Origin of the sequence: Ruegeria arenilitoris (assembly GCF_013030265.1) — a bacterium.
In the GTDB taxonomy this organism is placed as follows: domain Bacteria; phylum Pseudomonadota; class Alphaproteobacteria; order Rhodobacterales; family Rhodobacteraceae; genus Ruegeria; species Ruegeria arenilitoris_E.
Genome location: NZ_WPZQ01000003.1, coordinates 239,339 through 261,250, shown reverse-complemented (window position 1 = coordinate 261,250; position 21,912 = coordinate 239,339). Strand labels below are relative to the sequence as shown.

The 21,912-nt window shown below is 56.6% G+C and carries 26 protein-coding genes and 1 tRNA gene; 20 read left to right on the top strand and 7 right to left on the bottom strand.

All coding sequences use genetic code 11. The features are described from left to right. Positions 1-49 precede the first annotated feature (49 nt). From GOX61_RS06515 to GOX61_RS06505, 3 genes are all read left to right on the top strand, one after another. A complete protein-coding gene (locus tag GOX61_RS06515) occupies positions 50-1,624 on the top strand; it encodes a lysine--tRNA ligase (protein ID WP_170332238.1) in 1,575 nt (524 codons plus the stop codon). A gap of 48 nt (positions 1,625-1,672) precedes the next feature. Continuing rightward, entirely contained in the window at positions 1,673-2,074 is a 402-nt protein-coding gene (locus tag GOX61_RS06510; protein WP_170332236.1) for a DUF4864 domain-containing protein, read from the top strand. A gap of 141 nt (positions 2,075-2,215) precedes the next feature. Further along, positions 2,216-4,504: a glycosyl hydrolase family 28-related protein gene (locus GOX61_RS06505; RefSeq protein WP_170332235.1), complete on the top strand. Its 2,289-nt coding sequence runs from the start codon at positions 2,216-2,218 to the stop codon at positions 4,502-4,504. A 41-nt stretch (positions 4,505-4,545) separates the two neighbouring features. Here GOX61_RS06505 and GOX61_RS06500 read toward each other — a convergent pair whose 3' ends face one another. Next, a complete protein-coding gene (locus GOX61_RS06500) occupies positions 4,546-5,211 on the bottom strand; it encodes a hypothetical protein (RefSeq protein ID WP_170332232.1) in 666 nt (221 codons plus the stop codon). 148 nt (positions 5,212-5,359) lie between these two features. Between GOX61_RS06500 and GOX61_RS06495 the strand changes: the two genes are divergently transcribed. Then, the gene (locus GOX61_RS06495) at positions 5,360-5,680 is read left to right on the top strand and encodes an antibiotic biosynthesis monooxygenase family protein (RefSeq protein WP_155150015.1); all 321 of its coding nucleotides are present in this window, start codon (positions 5,360-5,362) and stop codon (positions 5,678-5,680) included. Between the two features lie 72 nt (positions 5,681-5,752). Further along, positions 5,753-6,160 carry a universal stress protein gene (locus tag GOX61_RS06490; RefSeq protein WP_170332231.1) on the top strand — a complete coding sequence of 136 codons (408 nt, stop codon included), beginning with the start codon at positions 5,753-5,755 and terminating at the stop codon, positions 6,158-6,160. A gap of 2 nt (positions 6,161-6,162) precedes the next feature. Here the strand turns inward: GOX61_RS06490 and GOX61_RS06485 are convergent, their stop codons facing one another. Then, positions 6,163-6,642: a HugZ family protein gene (locus tag GOX61_RS06485; protein ID WP_367646944.1), complete on the bottom strand. Its 480-nt coding sequence runs from the start codon at positions 6,640-6,642 to the stop codon at positions 6,163-6,165. A gap of 89 nt (positions 6,643-6,731) precedes the next feature. Here GOX61_RS06485 and GOX61_RS06480 point away from each other — a divergent pair, with 89 nt between their 5' ends. Next, the gene (locus tag GOX61_RS06480; RefSeq protein WP_217353788.1) at positions 6,732-7,385 is read left to right on the top strand and encodes an NADPH-dependent FMN reductase; all 654 of its coding nucleotides are present in this window, start codon (positions 6,732-6,734) and stop codon (positions 7,383-7,385) included. Between the two features lie 174 nt (positions 7,386-7,559). Continuing rightward, a complete protein-coding gene (locus GOX61_RS06475; RefSeq protein ID WP_254436779.1) occupies positions 7,560-7,895 on the top strand; it encodes an excalibur calcium-binding domain-containing protein in 336 nt (111 codons plus the stop codon). A gap of 55 nt (positions 7,896-7,950) precedes the next feature. Here GOX61_RS06475 and GOX61_RS22345 read toward each other — a convergent pair whose 3' ends face one another. Next, positions 7,951-8,154: a hypothetical protein gene (locus GOX61_RS22345; RefSeq protein ID WP_217353787.1), complete on the bottom strand. Its 204-nt coding sequence runs from the start codon at positions 8,152-8,154 to the stop codon at positions 7,951-7,953. A gap of 69 nt (positions 8,155-8,223) precedes the next feature. On the opposite strand from GOX61_RS22345, the gene GOX61_RS06470 reads away from it, so the two are divergent. Continuing rightward, entirely contained in the window at positions 8,224-8,577 is a 354-nt protein-coding gene (locus GOX61_RS06470; protein WP_170332225.1) for an MmcQ/YjbR family DNA-binding protein, read from the top strand. Here GOX61_RS06470 and GOX61_RS06465 read toward each other — a convergent pair. Beyond that, positions 8,574-9,281 (bottom strand): ORF6N domain-containing protein, encoded by a 708-nt coding sequence (locus GOX61_RS06465; protein ID WP_170332223.1) that lies wholly within the window; start codon positions 9,279-9,281, stop codon positions 8,574-8,576. The genes GOX61_RS06470 and GOX61_RS06465 overlap by 4 nt on opposite strands. 194 nt (positions 9,282-9,475) lie before the next feature. Here GOX61_RS06465 and GOX61_RS06460 point away from each other — a divergent pair, with 194 nt between their 5' ends. Next, positions 9,476-10,273, top strand: coding sequence for a DUF3800 domain-containing protein (locus GOX61_RS06460; protein ID WP_170332221.1), 798 nt, complete (start codon positions 9,476-9,478; stop codon positions 10,271-10,273). A gap of 3 nt (positions 10,274-10,276) precedes the next feature. Here GOX61_RS06460 and uvrB read toward each other — a convergent pair whose 3' ends face one another. Next, the gene (gene uvrB, locus GOX61_RS06455) at positions 10,277-12,463 is read right to left on the bottom strand and encodes an excinuclease ABC subunit UvrB (protein WP_170332219.1); all 2,187 of its coding nucleotides are present in this window, start codon (positions 12,461-12,463) and stop codon (positions 10,277-10,279) included. A gap of 81 nt (positions 12,464-12,544) precedes the next feature. Continuing rightward, positions 12,545-13,024: an SRPBCC family protein gene (locus tag GOX61_RS06450; RefSeq protein ID WP_170332217.1), complete on the bottom strand. Its 480-nt coding sequence runs from the start codon at positions 13,022-13,024 to the stop codon at positions 12,545-12,547. 178 nt (positions 13,025-13,202) lie between these two features. Here GOX61_RS06450 and GOX61_RS06445 point away from each other — a divergent pair, with 178 nt between their 5' ends. The 10 genes from GOX61_RS06445 to rplQ all read left to right on the top strand — a co-directional run bounded on the left by GOX61_RS06445 (position 13,203) and on the right by rplQ (position 19,493). Continuing rightward, positions 13,203-13,514, top strand: coding sequence for an ETC complex I subunit (locus tag GOX61_RS06445; protein WP_155150030.1), 312 nt, complete (start codon positions 13,203-13,205; stop codon positions 13,512-13,514). Continuing rightward, a complete protein-coding gene (locus tag GOX61_RS06440) occupies positions 13,511-14,005 on the top strand; it encodes a GNAT family N-acetyltransferase (protein ID WP_367646943.1) in 495 nt (164 codons plus the stop codon). The genes GOX61_RS06445 and GOX61_RS06440 overlap by 4 nt, the downstream gene beginning before the upstream one ends. A gap of 21 nt (positions 14,006-14,026) precedes the next feature. Next, a tRNA-Arg gene (locus GOX61_RS06435) sits at positions 14,027-14,103 on the top strand. A 223-nt stretch (positions 14,104-14,326) separates the two neighbouring features. Next, positions 14,327-14,800, top strand: a complete 474-nt coding sequence (gene rplO, locus GOX61_RS06430) for a 50S ribosomal protein L15 (RefSeq protein WP_155150034.1) — start codon at positions 14,327-14,329, stop codon at positions 14,798-14,800. 109 nt (positions 14,801-14,909) lie between these two features. Next, entirely contained in the window at positions 14,910-16,274 is a 1,365-nt protein-coding gene (gene secY, locus GOX61_RS06425) for a preprotein translocase subunit SecY (RefSeq protein WP_155150036.1), read from the top strand. After that, positions 16,271-16,846 (top strand): adenylate kinase, encoded by a 576-nt coding sequence (locus tag GOX61_RS06420; protein WP_155150038.1) that lies wholly within the window; start codon positions 16,271-16,273, stop codon positions 16,844-16,846. The genes secY and GOX61_RS06420 overlap by 4 nt, the downstream gene beginning before the upstream one ends. Positions 16,847-17,047: 201 nt before the next feature. Then, positions 17,048-17,416, top strand: coding sequence for a 30S ribosomal protein S13 (gene rpsM / locus GOX61_RS06415; protein ID WP_170332212.1), 369 nt, complete (start codon positions 17,048-17,050; stop codon positions 17,414-17,416). A gap of 15 nt (positions 17,417-17,431) precedes the next feature. Then, a complete protein-coding gene (rpsK, locus tag GOX61_RS06410; RefSeq protein WP_170332210.1) occupies positions 17,432-17,821 on the top strand; it encodes a 30S ribosomal protein S11 in 390 nt (129 codons plus the stop codon). A 114-nt stretch (positions 17,822-17,935) separates the two neighbouring features. Continuing rightward, entirely contained in the window at positions 17,936-18,952 is a 1,017-nt protein-coding gene (locus GOX61_RS06405) for a DNA-directed RNA polymerase subunit alpha (protein ID WP_058276312.1), read from the top strand. Positions 18,953-19,070: 118 nt separating this feature from the next. Beyond that, a complete protein-coding gene (gene rplQ / locus GOX61_RS06400; RefSeq protein WP_155150040.1) occupies positions 19,071-19,493 on the top strand; it encodes a 50S ribosomal protein L17 in 423 nt (140 codons plus the stop codon). A gap of 99 nt (positions 19,494-19,592) precedes the next feature. On the opposite strand, the gene budA is transcribed toward rplQ, so the two are convergent. After that, positions 19,593-20,381, bottom strand: coding sequence for an acetolactate decarboxylase (gene budA / locus GOX61_RS06395; RefSeq protein WP_170332208.1), 789 nt, complete (start codon positions 20,379-20,381; stop codon positions 19,593-19,595). A gap of 141 nt (positions 20,382-20,522) precedes the next feature. Here budA and GOX61_RS06390 point away from each other — a divergent pair, with 141 nt between their 5' ends. Further along, positions 20,523-21,911, top strand: coding sequence for a trypsin-like peptidase domain-containing protein (locus GOX61_RS06390; RefSeq protein WP_170332607.1), 1,389 nt, complete (start codon positions 20,523-20,525; stop codon positions 21,909-21,911). Position 21,912: the final 1 nt, after the last annotated feature.

The following is a 21,912-nucleotide window of genomic DNA, read 5'->3' as shown; positions in this document are numbered from 1 at the left end:
CGGTTGCATGGGGTAACCGGCGCTGTTCCCCCGATGGAGACCAAATCAAATGTCTGAATTGCGTGAAACCGCTCTTGCGTCCAAGGCCTGGCCTTTTGAAGAAGCGCGCCGGTTGCTCAAACGCTATCAGAAGGGTGCTCCGGAAAAGGGATACGTATTGTTCGAGACCGGATATGGCCCCTCGGGTCTGCCGCATATCGGCACCTTCGGTGAGGTGGCGCGGACCACAATGGTCAAGCGCGCCTTTGAGGCATTGTCGGATATACCGACCAAGCTGATCTGTTTCTCTGACGATCTGGACGGCATGCGCAAGGTGCCCAGCAACGTGCCGAACCCCGAAAAACTGCAGGAATATCTTCAATGCCCGCTGACCTCGGTTCCCGATCCGTTTGGCGAGTATCCCAGCTTTGGCGAGCATAACAATGCAATGTTGCGGCGGTTCCTCGATACCTTCGGGTTCGAGTACGAATTCTATTCGGCCCGCGACTTTTATCGGTCGGGTCAGTTCGACGAGATCCTGAAGCGTGCGGTTGAACGTTATGATGACATCATGGCGATCATGCTGAAAAGCCTGCGTGAAGAACGTCAGCAGACTTACTCGATCTTCCTGCCGATCCATCCCGAGACCGGCCGGGTTCTGTATGTCCCGATGAAGAAGGTCTGCGCAGAAACTTACACGGTTACTTTCGATGATGAAGACGGCAAGGAATGGACGCTGCCTGTCACCGGCGGCAACGTAAAGCTGCAGTGGAAGCCTGATTTTGGCGCGCGCTGGGCTGCGCTTGGCGTTGATTTTGAGATGTACGGCAAGGAACACGCTACCAACGAAAAGATCTATGACGCGATCTGTCGTGCGCTGGGCGGTCGTGCGCCGGAACATTTCTCTTATGAGCTGTTCCTGGACGAAAACGGTCAGAAGATTTCCAAATCGTCTGGCAATGGCGTGTCGATTGACGAATGGCTGACCTATGCGCCGACCGAGTCGCTGGCCTACTTCATGTACCAAAAGCCCAAAACGGCCAAGCGGATGCATTTCGACGTCATCCCGAAAGCCTATGATGAATACCATCAGCAGCTGCGGGCCTATCCGGGTCAGGATCTGAAAGCGCAGTTGAACAACCCGGTCTGGCACATTCATGGCGGCGATGTTCCGGCTTCGACGTTGCTTGTGCCTTTTGCGATGTTGCTGAACCTTGCGTCTGTTTCCGGGGCCGAGGACAAAGAGGCGTTGTGGGGCTTCATCCGTCGTTATGCGCCCAAAGCCACCGCCGAAAGCCATCCCGACCTCGATCAGGCGGCAGGCTTTGCGGTGCGTTACTTCAACGACTTCGTCAAGCCGACCCGTAAGCATCGCACGCCGACGGAGCAAGAGCGTGAGGCATTGGAAGCGCTGAAAGCTGAGCTTGAGGCTTATGACGGACCAATCGAAGACGAGGCGCTGCAATCGGTGGTCTATTCCATTGGTCGCGAGCGGTTCGATCCGATGCGCGGATGGTTTACGGCGCTTTACGAAGTGCTGCTGGGCGCGTCGCAGGGGCCGCGATTTGGCGGGTTTATCGCTCTGTACGGTGTGCCCGAGACGATTGCCCTGATCGACAAGGCACTGGCCGGAGAACTGGCCTGATTTGACCTGATACCGCATGGGGCTACCCTTTCGTCAGGAGGTGGCCCCATGCGTCGTTTATTGCTTGCTGTATCCCTGAGTGCCGGTCTGGCGTCGGGTGCATTTGCACAGAATGCCGAGATCGAAGCGAACATCACAGCACAGATACAGGCATTCAAGGCGGATGATTTTAGCACCGCCTTCACCTTTGCCAGCCCCAATATCCAGCGCCTGTTTGGTACGCCCGAGAATTTCGGGGTCATGGTTCGGCGTGGATATCCCATGGTCTGGCGTCCTGCAGATGTACGGTTTCTGGAACTGCGCGAGGTTGCAGGAGCGTTATGGCAAAAGGTCATGATCACGGATAGTGACGGGCGCGTACACATTCTTGATTATCAGATGGTGCAGCAGGAAAGTGGCTGGAAGATCAACGGTGTTCAGTTGCTTGGCAATTCGGATCCTGCTGCCTGAGGCAACACCATCGTCACGGTGATATGACCACCGGTTAATTCCTTTCCGATACTCAGGCTTTCGCGTTTGGGGCCGGTCCCGAACTGAGTGTTAGACGTGTGCCGCGCGACAGGCTGTGGCATGATTGGGAAAGGGATTTCAATGAACAAGGCGATCACCGACGGTATAGTCTTCACACCACCTGCATTCGCCAATGGACTGGATGTCTGGTCGAGCGGTGACGGCACTCCCGGTTCACCGACATATGCAGGATCGGGAACAGGGGCTTTCGTTCCTGCTGATGCGGATTTTGCCGGATGCCTGGAAGTTCTGAAGACCAGCGCGACGCAGAAGGTGCGCCACATGGGGCAGACACCTTTGTTGCCGGGTTGCTATTTGCAGATAAAGGCCCGGGTCAAGGCGATATCAGGCCCATTGCCTCAGGTACGTATCGCCGGTTGGGCCGGTGGTGCGGGAGATACGCACGTAACAGGTCTGGTCGAGCAGGGGCCTGCGACGCAACTGTCGGGCTATGGTACCGTGCACGAGATCACTGCCATCGTTGGCACCGGCAAACGCCCGGGCGTGGATATGCCTTGGGGTGTTTCCGCCCTGTACGGCCATTTTGGCGTGGATATCGACGGCACAAACGGGGCTTTGGTACGGATTGATGACATCGAGATCACTGATGTGACCAACGTATTCCTGCGCGACATGATCGGGTTTGTCGATGTCCGCGATTACGGGGCGATTGGTGACGGTGTCGCCGATGATTCGGCAGCGTTCGAGGCAGCGGATCAGGCCGCGGGCGGGGGTCGTATTCTGGTTCCCAAGGGCACGTACCTGTTGGCGCAGAACACCAGCATGTCGTCGGAGATCGAGTTTGAGGGCACGGTCACCATGCCCGATGACAAGATGTTGCTGCTGACCAAGAACTTTGACCTGCCCACCTATATCTCAGCATTCGAGGATGAGACGTTGGCGTTCAAGAAGGCGTTTCAGGCCTTGCTGAACAATACCGATCATGAGTCGCTTGATCTGGGTGGTCGCAAAATATCGGTTACCGAACCGATCGACATGGCCGCGGCTGTGCCCAACCGGCAGGGAGGGTTCTCAACCCGCCGTATCATCCGCAACGGGCAGTTCGACGTCAGAAGCAGTTCGGCCTGGGATACCGAGGTTTTCGCATCGGTCGCAACATACGATCCGTCCCGGCCTCACAACCTGACCAACGTCGCAAATGTCGCCAACATCCCCGTTGGGTCGCTGGTTACCGGCAGCGGCGTCGGGCGCGAGGTCTATGTGAGCGCAAAGAATGTGGGTGCCGGAGAACTCACGCTGAGCGCAAGGCTCTACAGTGGTAGCGGTACGCAGAATTTCGGCTTCACCGCCTTCAAGTATTTGCTGGATTTCAGTGGTTTCGCCAAATTGCGGAAACTTGGCATGGAGCAGATCGAGTTCCAGTGTAACGGCCGCTGCAGCGCCATCCGCCTTGCGCCGTCAGGCAGTACCTTTTCGTTGGCGAATTGCTTTGTGAGCCGCCCCAAAGATCGGGGGATTACCTCGATCGCGACAGGATGTCAGGGTATGTTGATCGACAATTGCCAGTTCTTGTCGAGCGAGGAGTCCTTTGACGTACCGCAGCGCACATCCATTGCGGTGAACGCGAATGCGAATGACATCAAGCTGCGCCATAATCTTGCGAACCGGTTCAAGCATTTTGCGGTTCTGGGCGGGGACAACAATTTGGTTCTGGGCAACCATTTCCACCAGGGGGACAGCATTCCGAATGGCGTGCGCCATCCGGGATTGGTGATGATCGGTGCCTATAACAGTTCGAAAATCTCTGAAAACTATGTCGATAACTGCTTCATTCAGTGGACAAATGAACGCGATACCACGCCAAGCTATACAGCTGGCTATTCGTTCAGTGCCATGAGCATTACCGACAACATCTTTTACGCAAGTAAACCGGCGAACTGGTTCAGCTTTATCGTTATTCGCCCGTATGGCGCAGGCCACACCATCTACGGCATGAACGTGACCGGAAATCTGTTCCGAACGAGCAGCGGATCAATCGACCGGGTCGAGCGGGTCGACACCACTTTTGCCAATCTCGATCGCGATCGCTATTCGAACGTCAAGTTCGAAGATAACACCTTCCACGGTATAAGTTTCAAGACTGCCAATCCGTTGCGGATGCGTCATACCCAACACTCTCATTCCCATGCATGGACAGTGGATTCACTGGACCGGCTGCCATTTGGAGGCAAGGCGCGCAGTTGTGAAAGTGTGGTTGCGCTCGGGCCGCTCAGAAACGTGTTCAACGGGGTAAGCCATGTAGCACCGTATGTTGACCTGCAGCAGGGTATCAATAACCGGTCGGTTACCCTGCGCTGGCCTGAAGCCTTGCGCGGTGAGGCATCTGTCACGATGAGTGTTGAACACTAGACATCGCGCCGGTCACCCCTAACCGGGTGGCCGGCCTGTCTTCAGAAGTCGCGCCAGAGTGCAAGTCGGGCCCCGATGGCATCCTGTGCAGAGGTTTTTTCCACCCCAACAATCCAGGTGAATTTTCCCTTTCTTGGGCGGATCATCAATGAAGGGCGCGCGCTCCAATAAAACGGGTATCCGGGCGCATAATAGGTTTCGATCTGTAGCAGTGGATCCAGCAGGCGATCCGTTGAAAGTCCGACCGTCACATCGAGCTTTTTGATCAGATCCGCATGCGTCCGGTATTCAAGGGCAGTATCGACAGCGAGCCAGCCGTTGCCCAAGCCGGTCTGCAGCCCTTTGCCATAAGACAGTGTGGCCTTGTACATCGCCCAGGACTGAAGTCCCCGATGATGCGCGCCCAGACCAAGTTCGGCTGCGAAGCGACCGGGATCCCCCAGATCTGCAAGCGGGAAGCGGGCAAAAACCACAGCGTGGCCATATTGGTCCTGATGTTCCTCGGCATCGAGGCCGATGGTCAGTTTGGGGCGCAGACCCCACTCCGCATAAAGGGATGACTTGTACTTGCGGGTTCCGTCATTTTCCGAGAAGCCGGAGACAGCCACAGCGGTGAAGCCATGCCCCTTTTCCCTTAGCCAAGCCCCGGCCCAGACAGGCCCTGCAGATACGAACACGTATAGAAGGATGGTGATGATGCGACCCATGCGGGCAGCATCCTTAAGCTTGGTTAACGGAGGGTTATCCAATTTTGCTTTTTCGAAAAAATCAGCCTGCGTCCGTTCAGTGCATACAGGAAACAGGAGACGTTTCAGAAAGCTGTGCTAGGCTTGGATCAGCCAAAGGAGATTCCAGATGCCAGAAATTTCGAAAACCGCGAGCGTTCAAACCGTTATCACCACATTCGAGATGACCCCGGGAACCTGTCAGGATCTGTTGGAAGCACTGACCGATGCGTATGCGGATTTCATTTCGAAACAGCCCGGATTCGTATCAGCGGGTCTGCACGTGAATGATGCCCAGACCCGGATCGCCAACTATTCGCAATGGCAGCGCCGTGAGGACTTTCTGGCTATGTTGCGCACTCCGGAGATGCGGGATCGCAATCGCAAAATCAATGAGCTGTGCAAGAGTTTTGAGCCGGTCATGTATGACGTGGCAGAAACCTTTGGCTGATCCTGACCTGAATCAAAGCTGAATAGGACGACCCGGTTCAATCTGGGTGTGCAAATTACGGAGGCACGCGCCATGTATCACAATATTCTTGTTCCGATTTCCTTTGATGCCGAACGTGACACTTCGGGGCCGCTGAAGCTGGCGCAGATACTTGCCACTCCGGATGCCCAGGTCACGTTGCTGCATGTGGTCGAGCATATTCCGGACTATGCAATTTCTTACATGCCGGTGGAGTATCTGACCGAGGCGCGCAAGGCGATCCAGACCGAGCTCGACATGCTTGCGGAAAAACTGCCAAACGCCACCGGTGTAGTGATCGAAGGGCATTCGGGTCGGACGATTCTGGATTGGGCGGAAACCAACAAGCCTGATCTGATTGTCATGGCTTCGCATCGCCCCGGGATGCAGGACTTGTTGCTGGGATCAACTGCCACTCATGTCGTGCGACACGCAGGATGTGCGGTGCATGTTGTCCGATAGGGTCAGAGATCAGCTGCTGAAAGGCGCCAGGCTTTGCCAAAGCCGCCATTCAGCAGCCCATCGGTCGTAATGAACCGAACAAATCCGAAGTCGGCAAAATCTATATAAAGCTTGGCCTTGGGGCGCAGCGAAAGATATCGCGTGCGCAGGGTGGTGTGTTCGGCACTGTCGCGGGCGATCAGATTAGCGGTGCAATGCAGTGTCAGACGCGGGTGGGTCAGCGGGTCACCTTTCTCTCCGGGTTCGCCAATCAATAACGCACAAGCTGGGTTCGCCTGCAGGGCGCGTGTGTGTTCGGCGAGGGTCGAGATTAGAGTGATGGGCTGGTTATCGGTGTCGGTCGCCAGGGCGATCCGGGTGGCCGAAGGCAGTGAGGTTCCGGGTTGCAGCACCGCAAGGGCCGCATATTCCGCACCAGCCAGCAGTTCGTGCGCGAGAGCACGGGCGGTGTCGTCAAGCGGTTGGAATGGATCGGATCGCATCATATCTTCTTCACCAGATAATGTCGGGTGACATAAGCACTTATTCTGCGAAAGTACGAGAGCGGAAGTGACCGTCAAAGGAGGCAAAAGTGCCGTTGAATTTTCTTGTCTTTCTGGGCTCGGTCCGGCAAAGCACACCTCCGCGCCCGGCCCGCTTGGGTGAACGTGTGGCCCGGGCCTGCCATAAACAGCTGTCCGAAATGAGTGCTGATGTCGAACTGATCGACCCTCTGGAGCTGCAGCCCTCGCACCCGTTCAAGCCGCATTTCGCATATGCTCAAGGCCGTGCGCCAGGTGCATTGAATGTGCTGGCTGAGAAGATTGAACGGGCGGATGGTTATGTCATGGTCAGCCCTGAGTACAACCACTCGATGTCGCCTGCTCTGGCGGATCTGCTGAACCACTTCGGAAGTTCCCTGTTCTCATACAAACCCAGCGTCATTGCGACCTATTCCGCGGGCCAGTGGGGTGGGGCACGGGCCGCTGTCAATATGCGTACGTATCTGAGTGAGCTGGGTTGCTTGCCAGTTTCTGCGATGATCCACGTCCCCAAAGCTCATGAGGTGTTTGAGGTGGATGGTGCGTTTGCTCCTGATGTCGAAGCCGATCGGTGGCACGGTTATATGGGGCGGGCATTTGAACAGCTGTCCTGGTGGGCTGGTGCCGCTGCGCATCAGCGCGAGTCATTGTCCCATCCTGAGGCCTTTGCGCGGGATCCGTCGCAGCGCAATGCGCCTTCATAGGCAAATTGAGTAACTCTCCAGACCGCCTCGGCTTTGCCACATAGTTTCGGTAGCATTCAAATTATGACGTCTGAGAATCCTTCATACGAAGAAAGCAAACCGAGGCCATCCAGAAGGCAGCGGCGGGCTGAGGCCGTGCGCCGTAAGGCTCTCTCGCCACTCCGCATATTTATGATGGTACTGGCGTTGCCAATTACCACCGGGACGATCGCCCTTGGGGTTTATCTGCGAACGACCGATTACGAACACGCGGAGGCGGTCATTCATCTGGTCGCACTGGCGGGATGTGATGCAGCGCATGCCTTGGGCATGGGGGCCGTGCGCGAAGGGCAGCCCGGGTATCACAAGCGCAACGATCCTGATGGAGATGGAGTCGCATGCGGAACGTTTGTCGTGGAAAATCCGACGGCGGTCATCCCTGCTCCGGTGCCGTCTTCTGCACCTGCACCCGCACAGGCAGAGGCCCCAGCACAGCGCAGGGTAGGGAATGCAAAGTTTGTGAAACCCTGAACGACGAATGTAATCTATAACCGACAAAAACTGTCAACTATATGATTTTATTGGATTATTTGTTGACATCATAATCAGTATGACTATCTGTAGGACGTAACAGGATTACAGGTACCCAGCTGCAGCCAGCCATCGCCAGCCACGGCAAGGAACCCAGATGATCCTGATCTGGCAAATAGTGTTCCCTGAGCACCAGATCTTCCACAGCAACGCAGGTTATCCCACGCAGCGATGAAGGTCTGCCGTCTGATCCGAACATTGCGAAATGGCGCGGGCAATCTGCCGGACAGGCTTGTCTTCACCCCACATGGCGGCCATGAATGACGTCATGACCCGCGATGAATTCAACACTTTTTGCGCCAGTCTCAAAGCCACCAGCCATGTGGTGCAGTGGGGCAATGCGGATGTATGGAAAGTAGGCGGAAAGGTGTTTGCGATCTGTGGCTGGAACGATGGTGCCGATGCGTTCACCTTCAAGGCCACTGATTTGGCCTTCGAAGTTCTCAGCGACGAACCCGGCATACGCCCAGCGCCTTATCTCGCCTCACGCGGGATGAAGTGGCTGCAGGTCTATGAGGAACGTGGGATGAGTGACACATCCCTACGCGAGCATATTGTGACGTCTTATGATCTGGTTGTGGCCAAGCTGACCAAGAAAATGCGTGCAGAATTGGGGGTTTAGCCCTTCATCGCGTGCAGCAATTCAATCAGCCGCTTGCGGTCATCGTCATCGGTGTAGTCCCCGGTGGCCAGACGTTCGGCGATGCGCAGGCGCAGGCGTTCCTGTTGGGTGCGCACCTCTTCTCCGGCCGTCTCAGCCAGAGTTTTCATGATTACGGCTACCGCCTGTTGCCGCTTGGTGGTCGGGTTGGCGATGTAATCGACAAGGCTCTGCTGCCCGGAATCGAGGATGTTTTCGGCCAGATCGCGCAGTTGCTCGCCATTGGGCAGCAGCGGGGCGGGAGCATCCTCGGGTGGCAGGATTTCCGGCATGCTGCGCGGGGTTTCGGCCAATGCGTTTGCGCCGTCGACGAAGGCTTCGGTGATCATGCGGGTGATCTTGATCGCGCGCGGGTCCTTGAACAGGGCCGAGGCGATGGCCACGCCGTAATCGGTATAAACCCACGGATTGACCCGCCGCCCACCGCGGCCCTTGGGTTTTGAAATCACATTCTGTGATTGCAAATCGGCGACCTCGGCGTCGGTCAGCTGAAAGCGGTAACCCTCGAACAGGTCCTTGTTGCGCGACACGGCCTGATTGAACGCGCTGACGGATTTTCCGTAGAACTGCGCCAAATCCTCGGCCAGCACCACGCGGGTGCCGCGCACCCGGTGAATGGCGCTTTGGACCTCATACGTGCTGGGCAGGTTTTTAGGGTTTATCATGGCAACCGTTTGGAATCACAATTTGTGATTTCAAACGTGGAGGAGGGTGGAGCGGGGTGCAAGTTTGAAGTGTGGGGTGGTGGCAGGCTTAGTTCGATTGCCGACTTACCCGTTGATACATACTTGTCGACTTTCGAATGGCTCATTAGGTTTACTATTGAATAGTCAAACTTTCTTTTTTCAGAGTTATCTCATTGAGTTGCTTTATTTACATCGATGAAAGCGGCGAGTCCGGAATAGCCAAAGTTCGTGATGGAAAGCAGGGCGGATCTTCCCCATACTTTGTGCTTGCTGCTGCTGTCATGCCCAGAGCGGTTGCAATTAACGCAAAGCGTGTACTGGATTCGGTGAATTCTGACCTAGGAAAGAAATGGCGACACGCAACTGATCTCTCGCATAGCCAAACGGTTTATTGGTCGCGCAAAAGCGTCGAAGTTAACTTACGGTATTTTGCGGTGGTTTCTAACAAAGCAACGCTGGGTGCGTATTCCGACCGAATTCAAAAAGACCCGCAAAAGTTCTACAACAAGTGTGCCGTCTACTTATTGGAGCGAGTTGGGAAATACCTTCTCAATCGCGGTTTTGCCAACGAGCCACCAACAGTGATTTTCGAGACTCGAAACCACGACTACGACGCAATGAGACGCTACATTGGCAAGATAAAAGACAACCCAATGCACTCGGATGCTAAGTATCTTCGAGTGTTTAATCCCTTTGCAATAACAACGAGATCAAAAGAGGAAGAACCTCTCCTGAAGTATGCTGACTTGGCCTCCTACGCGGTTTATCAATGTGCAAACAAGACACCCAAGAACTTTAGCATTCCTGAACCAAGATACTTTGTTGAACTCAGCAAGAGGTTTGGTGCTGATGAGGCGGGGAAAATTCTGGGGAACGGCGTAAAGACAATACATACGCTTGAGCAGTTAAACCTCGACTCAGACATAGAGGGTCTTTTTCGTTCGATCAAAGCAGCGCCGATGCGCAAGTAAGACTTAACGTCTCTTCCGCTTCACATTCCCACCCCGCTGCCCCGGCCTGCCAGCAGTTGACCGGCCACGCGATTTCACTGCGTCTTCCGAGGCTTTCTCGACCGCCCATTGGCGCGCCATCGGGTCGTCGGCGACGGCGAGGTCGACCGCTTCCAGACGTTTGATCTCATCGCGGATGTTGGCGGCCTCTTCGAATTCCAGGTTCTCGGCGGCTTTGCGCATCTGGTCGCGCAGCCCGTCCAGATGGGCCTCGAGGTTGGCGCCGTGCATCGGTTTGTCGATGGTGGCGGTGACACGGTTCATGTCGACGTCGCCTTCGTAGAGACCGGCCAGAACGTCCTCGACATTCTTTTTCACCGTCTCGGGGGTAATCCCGTGTTCCTCGTTATAGGCGATCTGTCTGGAGCGGCGACGGTTGGTTTCGTTCAGCGCGCGTTCCATCGAGCCGGTGATCTTGTCGGCATACATGATCACCCGGCCATCCGCGTTCCGCGCAGCACGGCCGATGGTCTGAATCAGGGATGTTTCCGAGCGCAGGAAGCCCTCTTTATCCGCGTCCAGAATGGCGACCAGCCCGCATTCGGGGATGTCGAGCCCCTCGCGCAGCAGGTTGATGCCGACCAGTACATCGAAGGCCCCCAGACGCAGATCGCGCAGGATTTCGATGCGTTCCAACGTGTCGATGTCCGAGTGCATGTATCGGACTTTTATTCCCTGTTCGTGCAGGTATTCGGTCAGGTCCTCGGCCATGCGCTTGGTGAGCGTGGTGACCAGCGTGCGATAGCCATCAGCGGCCACTTTGCGCACCTCGTCCAGCAGATCGTCCACCTGCATGGAGACGGGACGGATTTCGACCTCGGGGTCCAGCAGGCCGGTGGGGCGGATCACCTGTTCGGTGAAGACGCCGCCGGTCTGTTCGATCTCCCACTTGGCCGGGGTGGCCGAGACAAAGACGGATTGCGGGCGCATGGCGTCCCATTCCTCGAACTTCAGCGGGCGGTTGTCCATGCAGGACGGCAGGCGGAACCCGTGCTCGGCCAGCGTGAACTTGCGCCGATAGTCGCCCCGATACATGCCACCGATCTGCGGAACACTGACATGGGATTCGTCGGCAAAGACGATGGCATTGTCGGGGATGAACTCGAACAGGGTCGGGGGCGGCTCACCCGGTGCGCGGCCCGTCAGATAGCGCGAATAGTTCTCGATCCCGTTGCAGACTCCCGTGGCCTCAAGCATTTCAAGATCGAAGTTGGTACGCTGCTCCAGCCGTTGGGCCTCCAGCAGCTTGCCTTCGCCGACCAGTTGGTCCAGCCGGATGCGGAGTTCCTTTTTGATGCCGATGATTGCCTGCTGCATCGTCGGTTTCGGCGTTACATAGTGCGAGTTCGCATAGACGCGCACCTGCTCCATCGACGCGGCGCGCTCGCCGGTCAGCGGGTCGAATTCGGTGATCTGTTCCAACTCCTCGCCGAAGAACGACAGTTTCCAGGCGCGGTCCTCTAGGTGGGCGGGCCAGATCTCGAGTGAATCGCCCCGCACGCGGAACGAGCCGCGCTGAAACGCCTGATCGTTGCGGCGGTATTGCTGGGCGACCAGATCGGCCATCACCTGCCGCTGATCGTATTCGTTGCCGACCTTCAGGTCCTGTGTCATCGCCCCATAGGTTTCGACCGAGCCGATACCGTAGATGCACGAGACCGACGCGACGATGATCACATCGTCTCGCTCCAACAGCGCTCGGGTGGCCGAGTGGCGCATCCGGTCGATCTGTTCGTTGATCTGCGATTCTTTTTCTATGTAAGTGTCGCTGCGCGGCACATAGGCCTCGGGCTGGTAGTAGTCGTAGTAGGACACGAAGTACTCCACCGAGTTTTCTGGAAAGAAGCCCTTAAACTCACCATATAGCTGCGCTGCCAATGTCTTGTTGGGCGCGAGGATGATCGCGGGGCGCTGCGTTTCCTCGATCACCTTGGCCATGGTGAACGTCTTACCGGTGCCGGTCGCACCCAGCAGAACCTGATCACGCTCACCATCCAGAACACCTCCGGCCAGTTCTTTGATCGCCGTGGGCTGATCACCAGCGGGTGCAAATTCAGTGTGCATGACAAACTGCTTGCCGCCCTCAAGTTTCAAGCGCGCGCGGACGTCTTCGGCGGTCAGTTGCGTCTTGTCGGAATGGGCATATGGCATAAGCAGGCTCCGGGTCAGGCCCCTACATTTGTTCTTATTTTGTCCAACTGCAAGGGCTGATCCGGTCTAGAAACCAAAGTTTCAGTAAAAGGCAAACTGGGCGTCCGCGACCCGGTCTGTGCGCAGTTTTTCAGCCAGTGCTTTCAGATTGCTGTCCAGCACCCGACCCATCATTACTTTCAATAGCGTTTGCCCCAACAGCCAGCCCAATGGGCCGTACTTCATCTGGTAATCCATGCTCCAGACCACCCGCGAACGACTATCTGCGAGTGGCTCGATGGCAATCGCTGCATGTGCCTCAGTCAAGGGCATCGCCGGCATCTCGGACAAGCGGACGCCGTAGCCCTGATTGGGTCGCCAGTCTGTGACCTCTTCGACCAGTGAAGTTCCGTTCTCAAAGTGACAGCGCCGCTTTGATCCGACGCCATCCTTGCCGTTCGTCAATGCATCTACGGTTGTGACCTGTGGCGCGAATTCGTCGATATGCATGAAGCGGCTCAGAACCATCCAGATTGCTTCGGGGTTGGTGTCGATCTCCAGTCTTCGTTCATGATGGATCATCGTGGTGTCCTCGTTTTGGATTGATCAGAAAGATAGCGTAGACTGATGACAGTTTCTGACATCAGTGGTCTTGTGCGAGAGGGCGAGGCACGAAAGCTTGCTGTGACAATTGTTGTCTTGTCCCAGCGCACGCTCTGACGCATAAACAACGTCAGCCAAGTGAGTACGGAGAGGCGACATGCGCGCACGGATTTACCAGCCTGCAAGGAATGCGATGACTTCGGGCATGGCCAAGACCCACAAGTGGGTTCTGGAATATGCACCCGCGTCAGCGCGTGAGGTTGATCCGCTGATGGGCTGGACATCGTCCGACGACACGCAGACTCAGGTGCGCCTGAAGTTCGACACCAAGGAAGAAGCGCTGGACTATGCCAAGGATAATGGCATCGAGGTGCAGGTCAGCGAGCCTCATAAGCGCAAACCGAACCTGCGCGCACGGGGCTATGGCGAAAACTTCGCCACAGACCGCCGCAGTCCCTGGACACATTGAGCGAGACACATCGCATGATCGATATCCGCGAGGCCGATCCTACTTCGGACGATCTGCGTCCGGTGGTGCAGGCGCATTTTGCTCATAGTGAGACGGCGGGGCCTGCAGAAAGCAATCACACTATGGATGCCGACTCGCTGGCGGGGCCGGGCACTCGGTTCTGGGCACTGTATGAGTCCGACCAGCCGCTCGGCTGTGGCGCGCTCAAGACACTGCCGGATGGAACGGCCGAGGTGAAATCGGTTCACATAATATCGCAAGCGCGTGGTCGTGGATTGGCCCGGGTGATGATGAATCACCTTGCTGAACTGGCGCGAGCCGAGGGGGTTTCGGCACTGGTGCTTGAGACTGGCGCAGCGCACCTGACCGAATATGATGCCGCGCGCAAACTCTATGAAGCGCTTGGTTATTCCTATTGTGAACCAATCTTCGGCTATACCAACGACCCGAACAGCGCATTCATGCGCTTGGCTCTTGAACCCGGTCGCTAAAACCATCAAGAAGGGCCCAGCGGTCCCGTAGCTCAACTGGATAGAGCAGCTGACTTCTAATCAGCAGGTTGAGGGTTCGAGTCCTTCCGGGATCGCCATTCGCACAAAGTGTTGTTGTCGACACTGATCCGGCAATCGGAACAAGTGCCGGGCATTCAAGGGCACGTGACCCATGGTGCAAGGTTTGCAACCCTCTTGAATCACAGATGTCATCCGTCTATACGCGCTCGGTGGCCGTATGGGCTGCGAGAATCAAAACCAAGAAATGCCGTGTTTGGCCCATCACGCTTCGGGGGTCACATCCGGCTTAGGAGAAGCGATATGAAACTGCACGAATTGAGCGACAATCCTGGCGCCGCACCGAAACGCACCCGCGTTGGTCGTGGTCCCGGTTCCGGCAAAGGTAAAATGGGTGGCCGTGGTATCAAAGGCCAGAAATCCCGTTCGGGTGTGGCCATCAATGGCTACGAAGGCGGCCAAATGCCATTGTACCAGCGCCTGCCCAAGCGTGGCTTCAACAAGCCGAACCGCAAGGAATTCGCTGTTATCAACCTGGGCCTGATCCAGAAATTCGTCGACGCCGGCAAGCTGGACGCCAAAGCTGCGATCACCGAGGACGCACTGGTTGCATCCGGTCTGGTTCGTCGCAAACTGGACGGTGTTCGCGTTCTGGCCAAAGGCGAAATCAGCGCCAAAGTGAACCTGGAAGTCACCGGTGCTTCGAAAGCTGCCGTAGAGGCAGTTGAAAAAGCGGGCGGTTCACTGAAAGTCACAAAAGCTGCTGCGGCAGAGTAAGCGCTTGTGAGCGGGCGAAGACCCGCTTACATAGACTTCAGAGTTTTCCAAGACGCCGTCCGAGCCGGAAAACGGTTCCGGGCGGCGTTTTCACAAGAGAGACCGATTTATGGTATCAGCAGCAGAACAAATGGCGGCCAACACAAGCTGGGCTGCCCTTGGCAAAGCCACCGATCTGCGCAACCGCATCCTGTTCACGCTTGCATTGCTGATCGTCTATCGTCTGGGCACCTTTATTCCGGTGCCGGGGATTGACGGACAAGCGCTGCGCGAGTTCATGGAGCAGGCGGGGCAAGGCATCGGCGGCATGGTTTCGATGTTCACCGGCGGGGCACTGGGGCGGATGGGCATCTTTGCCCTCGGCATCATGCCTTATATTTCGGCTTCGATCATCGTGCAGCTGCTGACTGCGATGGTTCCTGCGCTTGAGCAACTCAAGAAAGAGGGCGAGCAAGGGCGCAAGAAAATCAACCAGTATACACGCTTTGGCACCGTGGCTCTGGCCACTGTTCAGGCCTATGGCCTGGCTGTTTCGCTGGAATCGGGTGACCTTGCGACTGATCCCGGTCTCTATTTCCGTATGTCGACCATGATCACGCTGGTCGGGGGCACAATGTTCCTGATGTGGCTGGGTGAACAGATCACCGCGCGTGGCATCGGTAATGGTATCTCGCTGATTATCTTCGTCGGCATCATCGCCGAGGTTCCTGCAGCACTGGCACAGTTCTTTGCTTCTGGCCGTTCGGGCGCGATCAGCCCAGCTGTCATCGTTGGCGTCATCGTCATGGTGATTGCAGTCATCACCTTCGTGGTGTTCATGGAGCGGGCACTGCGCAAGATCCATATTCAGTATCCGCGCCGTAACGTCGGCATGAAGGTTTATGAGGGTGGTTCCAGCCACCTGCCGGTCAAGGTGAACCCCGCAGGTGTTATCCCTGCCATCTTCGCCAGCTCACTGCTGCTGTTGCCGGTGACGATCTCGACCTTCTCGTCGGGCGCAACGAATGGACCGGTCATGTCTTGGTTGCTGGCCAACTTTGGCCCCGGGCAGCCACTTTATCTGCTGTTCTTCGCTGCCATGATCGTTTTCTTTGCCTACTTCTACACGTTCAACGTGTCGTTTAAGCCGGACGATGTTGCAGACAACCTGAAAAAGCAGAACGGTTTTGTGCCTGGCATCCGTCCCGGCAAGAAAACTTCAGAGTATCTGGAATACGTGGTCAATCGTGTGCTGGTTCTGGGCTCGGCCTATCTGGCGCTGGTCTGTCTGTTGCCGGAAATTCTGCGGAACCAGTTTGCCATCCCGTTCTATTTCGGCGGCACGTCGGTTCTGATCATCGTCTCTGTGACCATGGACACGATCCAACAGGTCCAGAGCCATTTGCTGGCGCATCAATACGAAGGGCTTATCGAAAAGTCCCAGCTGCGCGGTAAAAGCAAGAAACGCGGCAGGAAGGGACCCGCTCGTCGATGAACATCATTTTGTTGGGCCCCCCGGGGGCAGGTAAAGGGACGCAAGCGCAACACCTGGTCAAGACACGCGGCATGGTCCAGCTGAGCACCGGCGACATGTTGCGCGAAGCCAAGACCTCGGGCACCGATATGGGCAAGAAGGTTGCGGCTATCATGGATGCGGGCAAGCTGGTCACCGATGAGATCGTGATCGGCCTGATCGAAGAAAAGCTGATGACCGAAAAAGGCGCTGGTTTTATCTTTGACGGCTTCCCACGCACGCTGGCGCAAGCCGACGCGCTGGCGGCTCTGCTTGCCAAGCTGGGTCAGTCGCTGCACACCGTGATCGAAATGCGTGTTGATGACGAAACGCTGGTCAAGCGCATCGTCAACCGGGCCGAAGAGGCACGCGCTGCTGGTGAACCTGTTCGGGCAGACGACAATGAAGAGAGCGTTCGCATCCGCCTGATGGAGTACTACAAGAAAACTGCTCCGTTGATCGGCTACTACTACGCCAAGGGCGATTTGCGCCCGGTCAATGGTCTGGCCAGCATTGACGAAGTGACCGCTTCGATCGAGGCTGTTCTCGGCTAAATCTGAAATGGGCTTGACGGCACCGCCAAAAGCCCATATCGACCCCCATCCCTTTTGGGAATCAACTGTGCATTCGGGATTCGTCCTGATTGTCGCAACTACCTCGTACAAATGCTGGATCCTCTGGCGTCACTGCCAAGATCAAGTGTTGTGAAAAAAGGTTCCGGAGCTACGGAACCGCAACAAAAAGGAAAGTGACACGTGGCACGTATTGCCGGCGTAAACATCCCGACTGCAAAGCGGGTACCTATCGCCCTCACATATATCACCGGTATCGGCAACACCTCGGCCAAAGCGATCTGCGAAGCCGTGGGCATTGAAGCGACCCGTCGCGTCAACGAACTGTCCGACGCCGAAGTTCTGAAAATCCGCGAGTACATCGACGAAAACTTCACCGTTGAAGGTGATCTGCGTCGTGAAGTTCAGATGAACGTCAAGCGCCTGATGGACCTGGGCTGCTACCGCGGTCTGCGTCACCGCCGCAACCTGCCGGTTCGTGGTCAGCGTACCCACACCAATGCTCGTACCCGCAAAGGCCCCGCAAAGGCCATTGCTGGTAAGAAGAAATAAGGGAGGGTCTGACTGATGGCACGTGATAAGGCTCGCGTTAAGCGCAAAGAGCGTAAGAACATCGCATCGGGCGTTGCCCATGTGAACTCGACCTTCAACAACACCAAGATCCTGATCTCGGACGTACAGGGCAACGCCATCTCGTGGTCGTCTGCCGGTACCATGGGCTTCAAAGGATCGCGGAAATCGACCCCCTACGCCGCTCAGATGGCTGCAGAAGATGCAGGCAAAAAGGCGCAGGAACATGGCGTCAAGACGCTGGAAGTCGAAGTTCAGGGCCCCGGTTCGGGTCGTGAATCGGCTCTGCGCGCGCTGGCTGCAGTGGGCTTCAACATCACGTCGATCCGTGACGTGACACCGATTGCTCACAACGGTTGCCGCCCGCCGAAGCGCCGCCGCGTCTAAGCGATTTTGAATTGAGCTGGGGCTGTGTTTTTACACGGCCCCAGCACGTCATTTTAAACCTCGGGCGTCTGCACCTTGTTGGTCATGGGGCGCGGACAGGAATGGAGGGATTACATGATCCATAAGAATTGGGCAGAATTGATCAAGCCGACCCAGTTGGAAGGCAAGCCGGGCAACGATCCCGCGCGTCAGGCGACTCTGGTTGCCGAGCCGCTGGAGCGCGGCTTTGGTCTGACTCTGGGCAACGCGCTGCGCCGCGTTCTGATGAGCTCGCTGCAAGGCGCGGCCATCACCAGCGTTCAGATCGACAACGTATTGCACGAGTTCTCGAGCGTCGCAGGCGTTCGTGAAGACGTCACCGACATCATCCTGAACCTCAAGCAGGTTGCCCTGCGCATGGAAGTCGAAGGCCCCAAGCGCCTGTCGATCAATGCTAAAGGCCCCGCAGTTGTCACCGCAGGCGACATCAGCGAAAGCGCCGGCATCGAGGTTCTGAACCGCGATCACGTCATCTGCCACCTGGACGATGGCGCCGACCTGTTCATGGAACTGACCGTCAACACCGGCAAGGGCTATGTCTCGGCTGAGAAGAACAAACCCGAAGATGCGCCCATCGGCCTGATCCCGATCGATGCGATCTATTCGCCGGTCAAAAAGGTTGCCTATGACGTTCAGCCGACCCGTGAAGGTCAGGTTCTGGACTATGACAAGCTGACCCTGAAGATCGAAACCGACGGTTCGATCACTCCGGAAGACGCGCTGGCCTTTGCCGCACGTATCCTGCAGGACCAGCTGTCGATCTTCGTCAACTTCGACGAGCCGGAATCGGCTGGCCGCCAGGACGAAGACGATGGTCTGGAATTCAACCCGCTGCTGCTGAAGAAAGTAGACGAGCTGGAACTGTCGGTCCGTTCGGCAAACTGCCTGAAGAACGACAACATCGTTTACATCGGCGACCTGATCCAGAAGACCGAAGCTGAGATGCTGCGCACCCCGAACTTCGGCCGCAAGTCGCTGAACGAGATCAAGGAAGTGCTGTCAGGCATGGGTCTGCACCTCGGCATGGATGTCGAGGATTGGCCGCCCGACAACATCGAAGATCTGGCGAAGAAATTCGAAGACGCGTTCTAAGCGCGTCTTCCCCAATGCCCGGGCTGCCGGGGACCATATGGGCACTTCCGCCCCAAGGAGAGCCGGTGACACGCATCGCCGGCCAGACAAAGCAAAACGCGAAAGAAGGAACTAGAAAATGCGTCACGCACGTGGTTACCGCCGCCTGAACCGTACTCATGAGCACCGCAAGGCGCTGTTTGCGAACATGGCTGGCTCGCTCATCGAGCATGAGCAAATCAAAACAACTCTGCCGAAGGCAAAAGAACTGCGCCCGATCATCGAAAAGCTGGTCACCCTGGGCAAGCGCGGCGACCTGCACGCCCGTCGTCAGGCCGCAGCACAGCTGAAAGAAGACAAAGACGTCGCAAAGCTGTTCGAAGTTCTTGGCCCCCGCTATGCCGAGCGTCAGGGCGGTTATGTCCGCATCCTGAAAGCTGGCTTCCGCTATGGCGACATGGCTCCGATGGCGATCATCGAATTCGTTGATCGTGACGTTGACGCCAAAGGCGCGGCTGACAAAGCCCGCGTTGCCGCCGCAGAGGCAGCAGACGAAGAATAAGATCGATCCAGATCTGATTTCTAACCCCCGTGCCCAAGGCGCGGGGGTTTTTTGTTGCACTGACAAGGTAATAAGTCGCGCTTCGCGAACTTGTGGAATCTAGTCGCCTTCCGCTTTCAGTATACCATCGGCCGAAGCTCCGGCTGACAGGTTGGCGTCTGAAAAATCTCGGGTTTCCGGAAGTTCCAGATGCAGCGACGATGTGTGGTCGATCTCGATCTGGCCGCTGGTCAGAGTGTAGTCCAGGACATGACCGCCGGTTGAGCGGTCGCTGGAGATGAAATGCAGATGATAGCCGGGCACGCCTATGCCCACGGCGTAGTCAGGGCATCTGAACCCCAGTATCGTACCTTCGGTTTCACTCAATTCGAACTCGGCCTGAGTTTTCACGACTTCCAGCAGTGGTTTGTAGGGGCGTTCCTGCCGCAAAACGTTCCGATACTTGATGTGTTTGATCAGCCCGGTAAAGCGCACCGCATAGAACAGGTTTCTGGCCTCGGCGATGGAATCCAGCCCGTTTTCGAAGGCCTGTTTTTCGACAGGCGTTTCCAGTGCGAGTGACACTGTAGGTTCGAAGTTTATGACCGCTGCATATGGTGTCAGCTCGTTGCCTTGCGCAATTGTCGCCTTGCCGTCTCCATCCAGACGATAAGCGATGCCGTCGAGAACGATCATCTCTCCATCCAGCGCATTGAAGGTGCCCAGACCGAAATCGCCATGTTTCAGAAGTTCATCAATGGACACAGTGCCATCATAGACACCCTGCATCACGGCGCTGAGCAATGAAGTCTGATAGTATTCATGCGCGTGCTCATCCGGGGTGAAATGCCGCTTTTGATGATGGCTTGTAACGGCTGATACGAATGTCAGTTCACGATCCTGGTGCATGTAATTCTCTTTCAAAAAATGACTGCTCTCTCACTATACCTCAAACTTGGGAAGTTGCTTTCCAATAAGTGTTTAGCCCAAGCCGCTTGCATTCCCGCCGTCAGCCCCGCATATCCGATGAGCAAAGGTGCCGGAGGACTGATGATGCGGAAAATCGCGTGTTCGCTTGTTTTGCTGTTGGGGGCGTTTTCCGCCGCCGCCGAAACCCGGGTTCCGCAAAGCCAGTCCGAGATCAGTCTGGGGTTTGCGCCCGTCGTCAAGCAGGCTTCACCGGCGGTGGTGAATATCTATGCCAAGATCGTCAGGCAGGGTCGGGCGAACCCGTTCTTCTCGGACCCGTTTTTTCAGGACTTCTTTGGTGGTGGTTTCGGTGCACCACAACCCCGCGTGCAGAACTCGTTGGGGTCGGGGGTCATTCTGACTCACGATGGATATGTGGTCTCAAACTATCACGTCGTGGGAACAGCGACCGAAATCCGGGTGGTGACAACGGATCGCCGTGAATTTTCGGCCGAAGTTGTATTGGGGGATCAGGAGAGTGACATCGCGATCCTGCGTCTGAACGCAGCAGAAGGCCTGCCGTCGCTGAACATGCGCGACTCTGATCATGTTGAAGTAGGCGAGCTTGCACTGGCCATCGGCAACCCGTTCGGGGTGGGGCAGACAGTGTCGTCAGGGATCATCTCTGGACTGGCGCGTACTGGTACGGCGACCGGGAATGCACGTGGGTACTTCATTCAGACCGATGCACCGATCAATCCGGGTAACTCTGGTGGCGCGCTGATCGACGTGAACGGAGATTTAATAGGCATCAACACGTCGATCTTGTCTCGATCCGGTGGTTCGAATGGCATCGGGTTTGCGATACCGGCCAATTTGGTGGCGGAGTTCCTGCGCCAGGCGCAAGCGGGCAATGACAGCTTTGTCACCCCGTGGGCCGGCATGGCGGGACAACATATGAGTGCTGATATTGCGGAGTCGCTGGGTCTGGCTTTGCCTTTGGGGGTAGTGGTTTCGGACTTGCACGATCTCAGCCCACTTGCCGAGGCTGGGCTGAAGGTCGGGGATATCATTACCCATGTGGATGGAGATGAGGTGAACTCTCCGGCCGAGATGAAATTCCGCATGTCCATTGCCGGTGTTGGGGGTACATCGCGCCTGACGCTGCTGCGTGGTGAGGAACAGCCAGAGATCGACGTGGCACTTATCGAGGCCCCGGAAACGCCACCCGCCGAAGAAACGACGCTGGATGAGGACACGGTCATGCCCGGCCTCACGGTGGCACGGGTCAACCCGGCGCTGATCGCGCGGATGGGTTTGTTGCTGTCTCAGACCGGCGTGGTCGTTGTTGATCCCGGTCCTTATGGGGGGCGTTCTGGTCTGAGGGTCGGGGATGTGCTGAAGGCCATCAATGGTGAAGAGATGGAACGCTCCGGAGATGTGGTTTCCGTGCTGACCGAGCCGGGGCGCCGGTTGCAGATGGACGTACTGCGTGGCGGTCAGATCGTGTCCCTGCGGTTCCGGCTGTGAC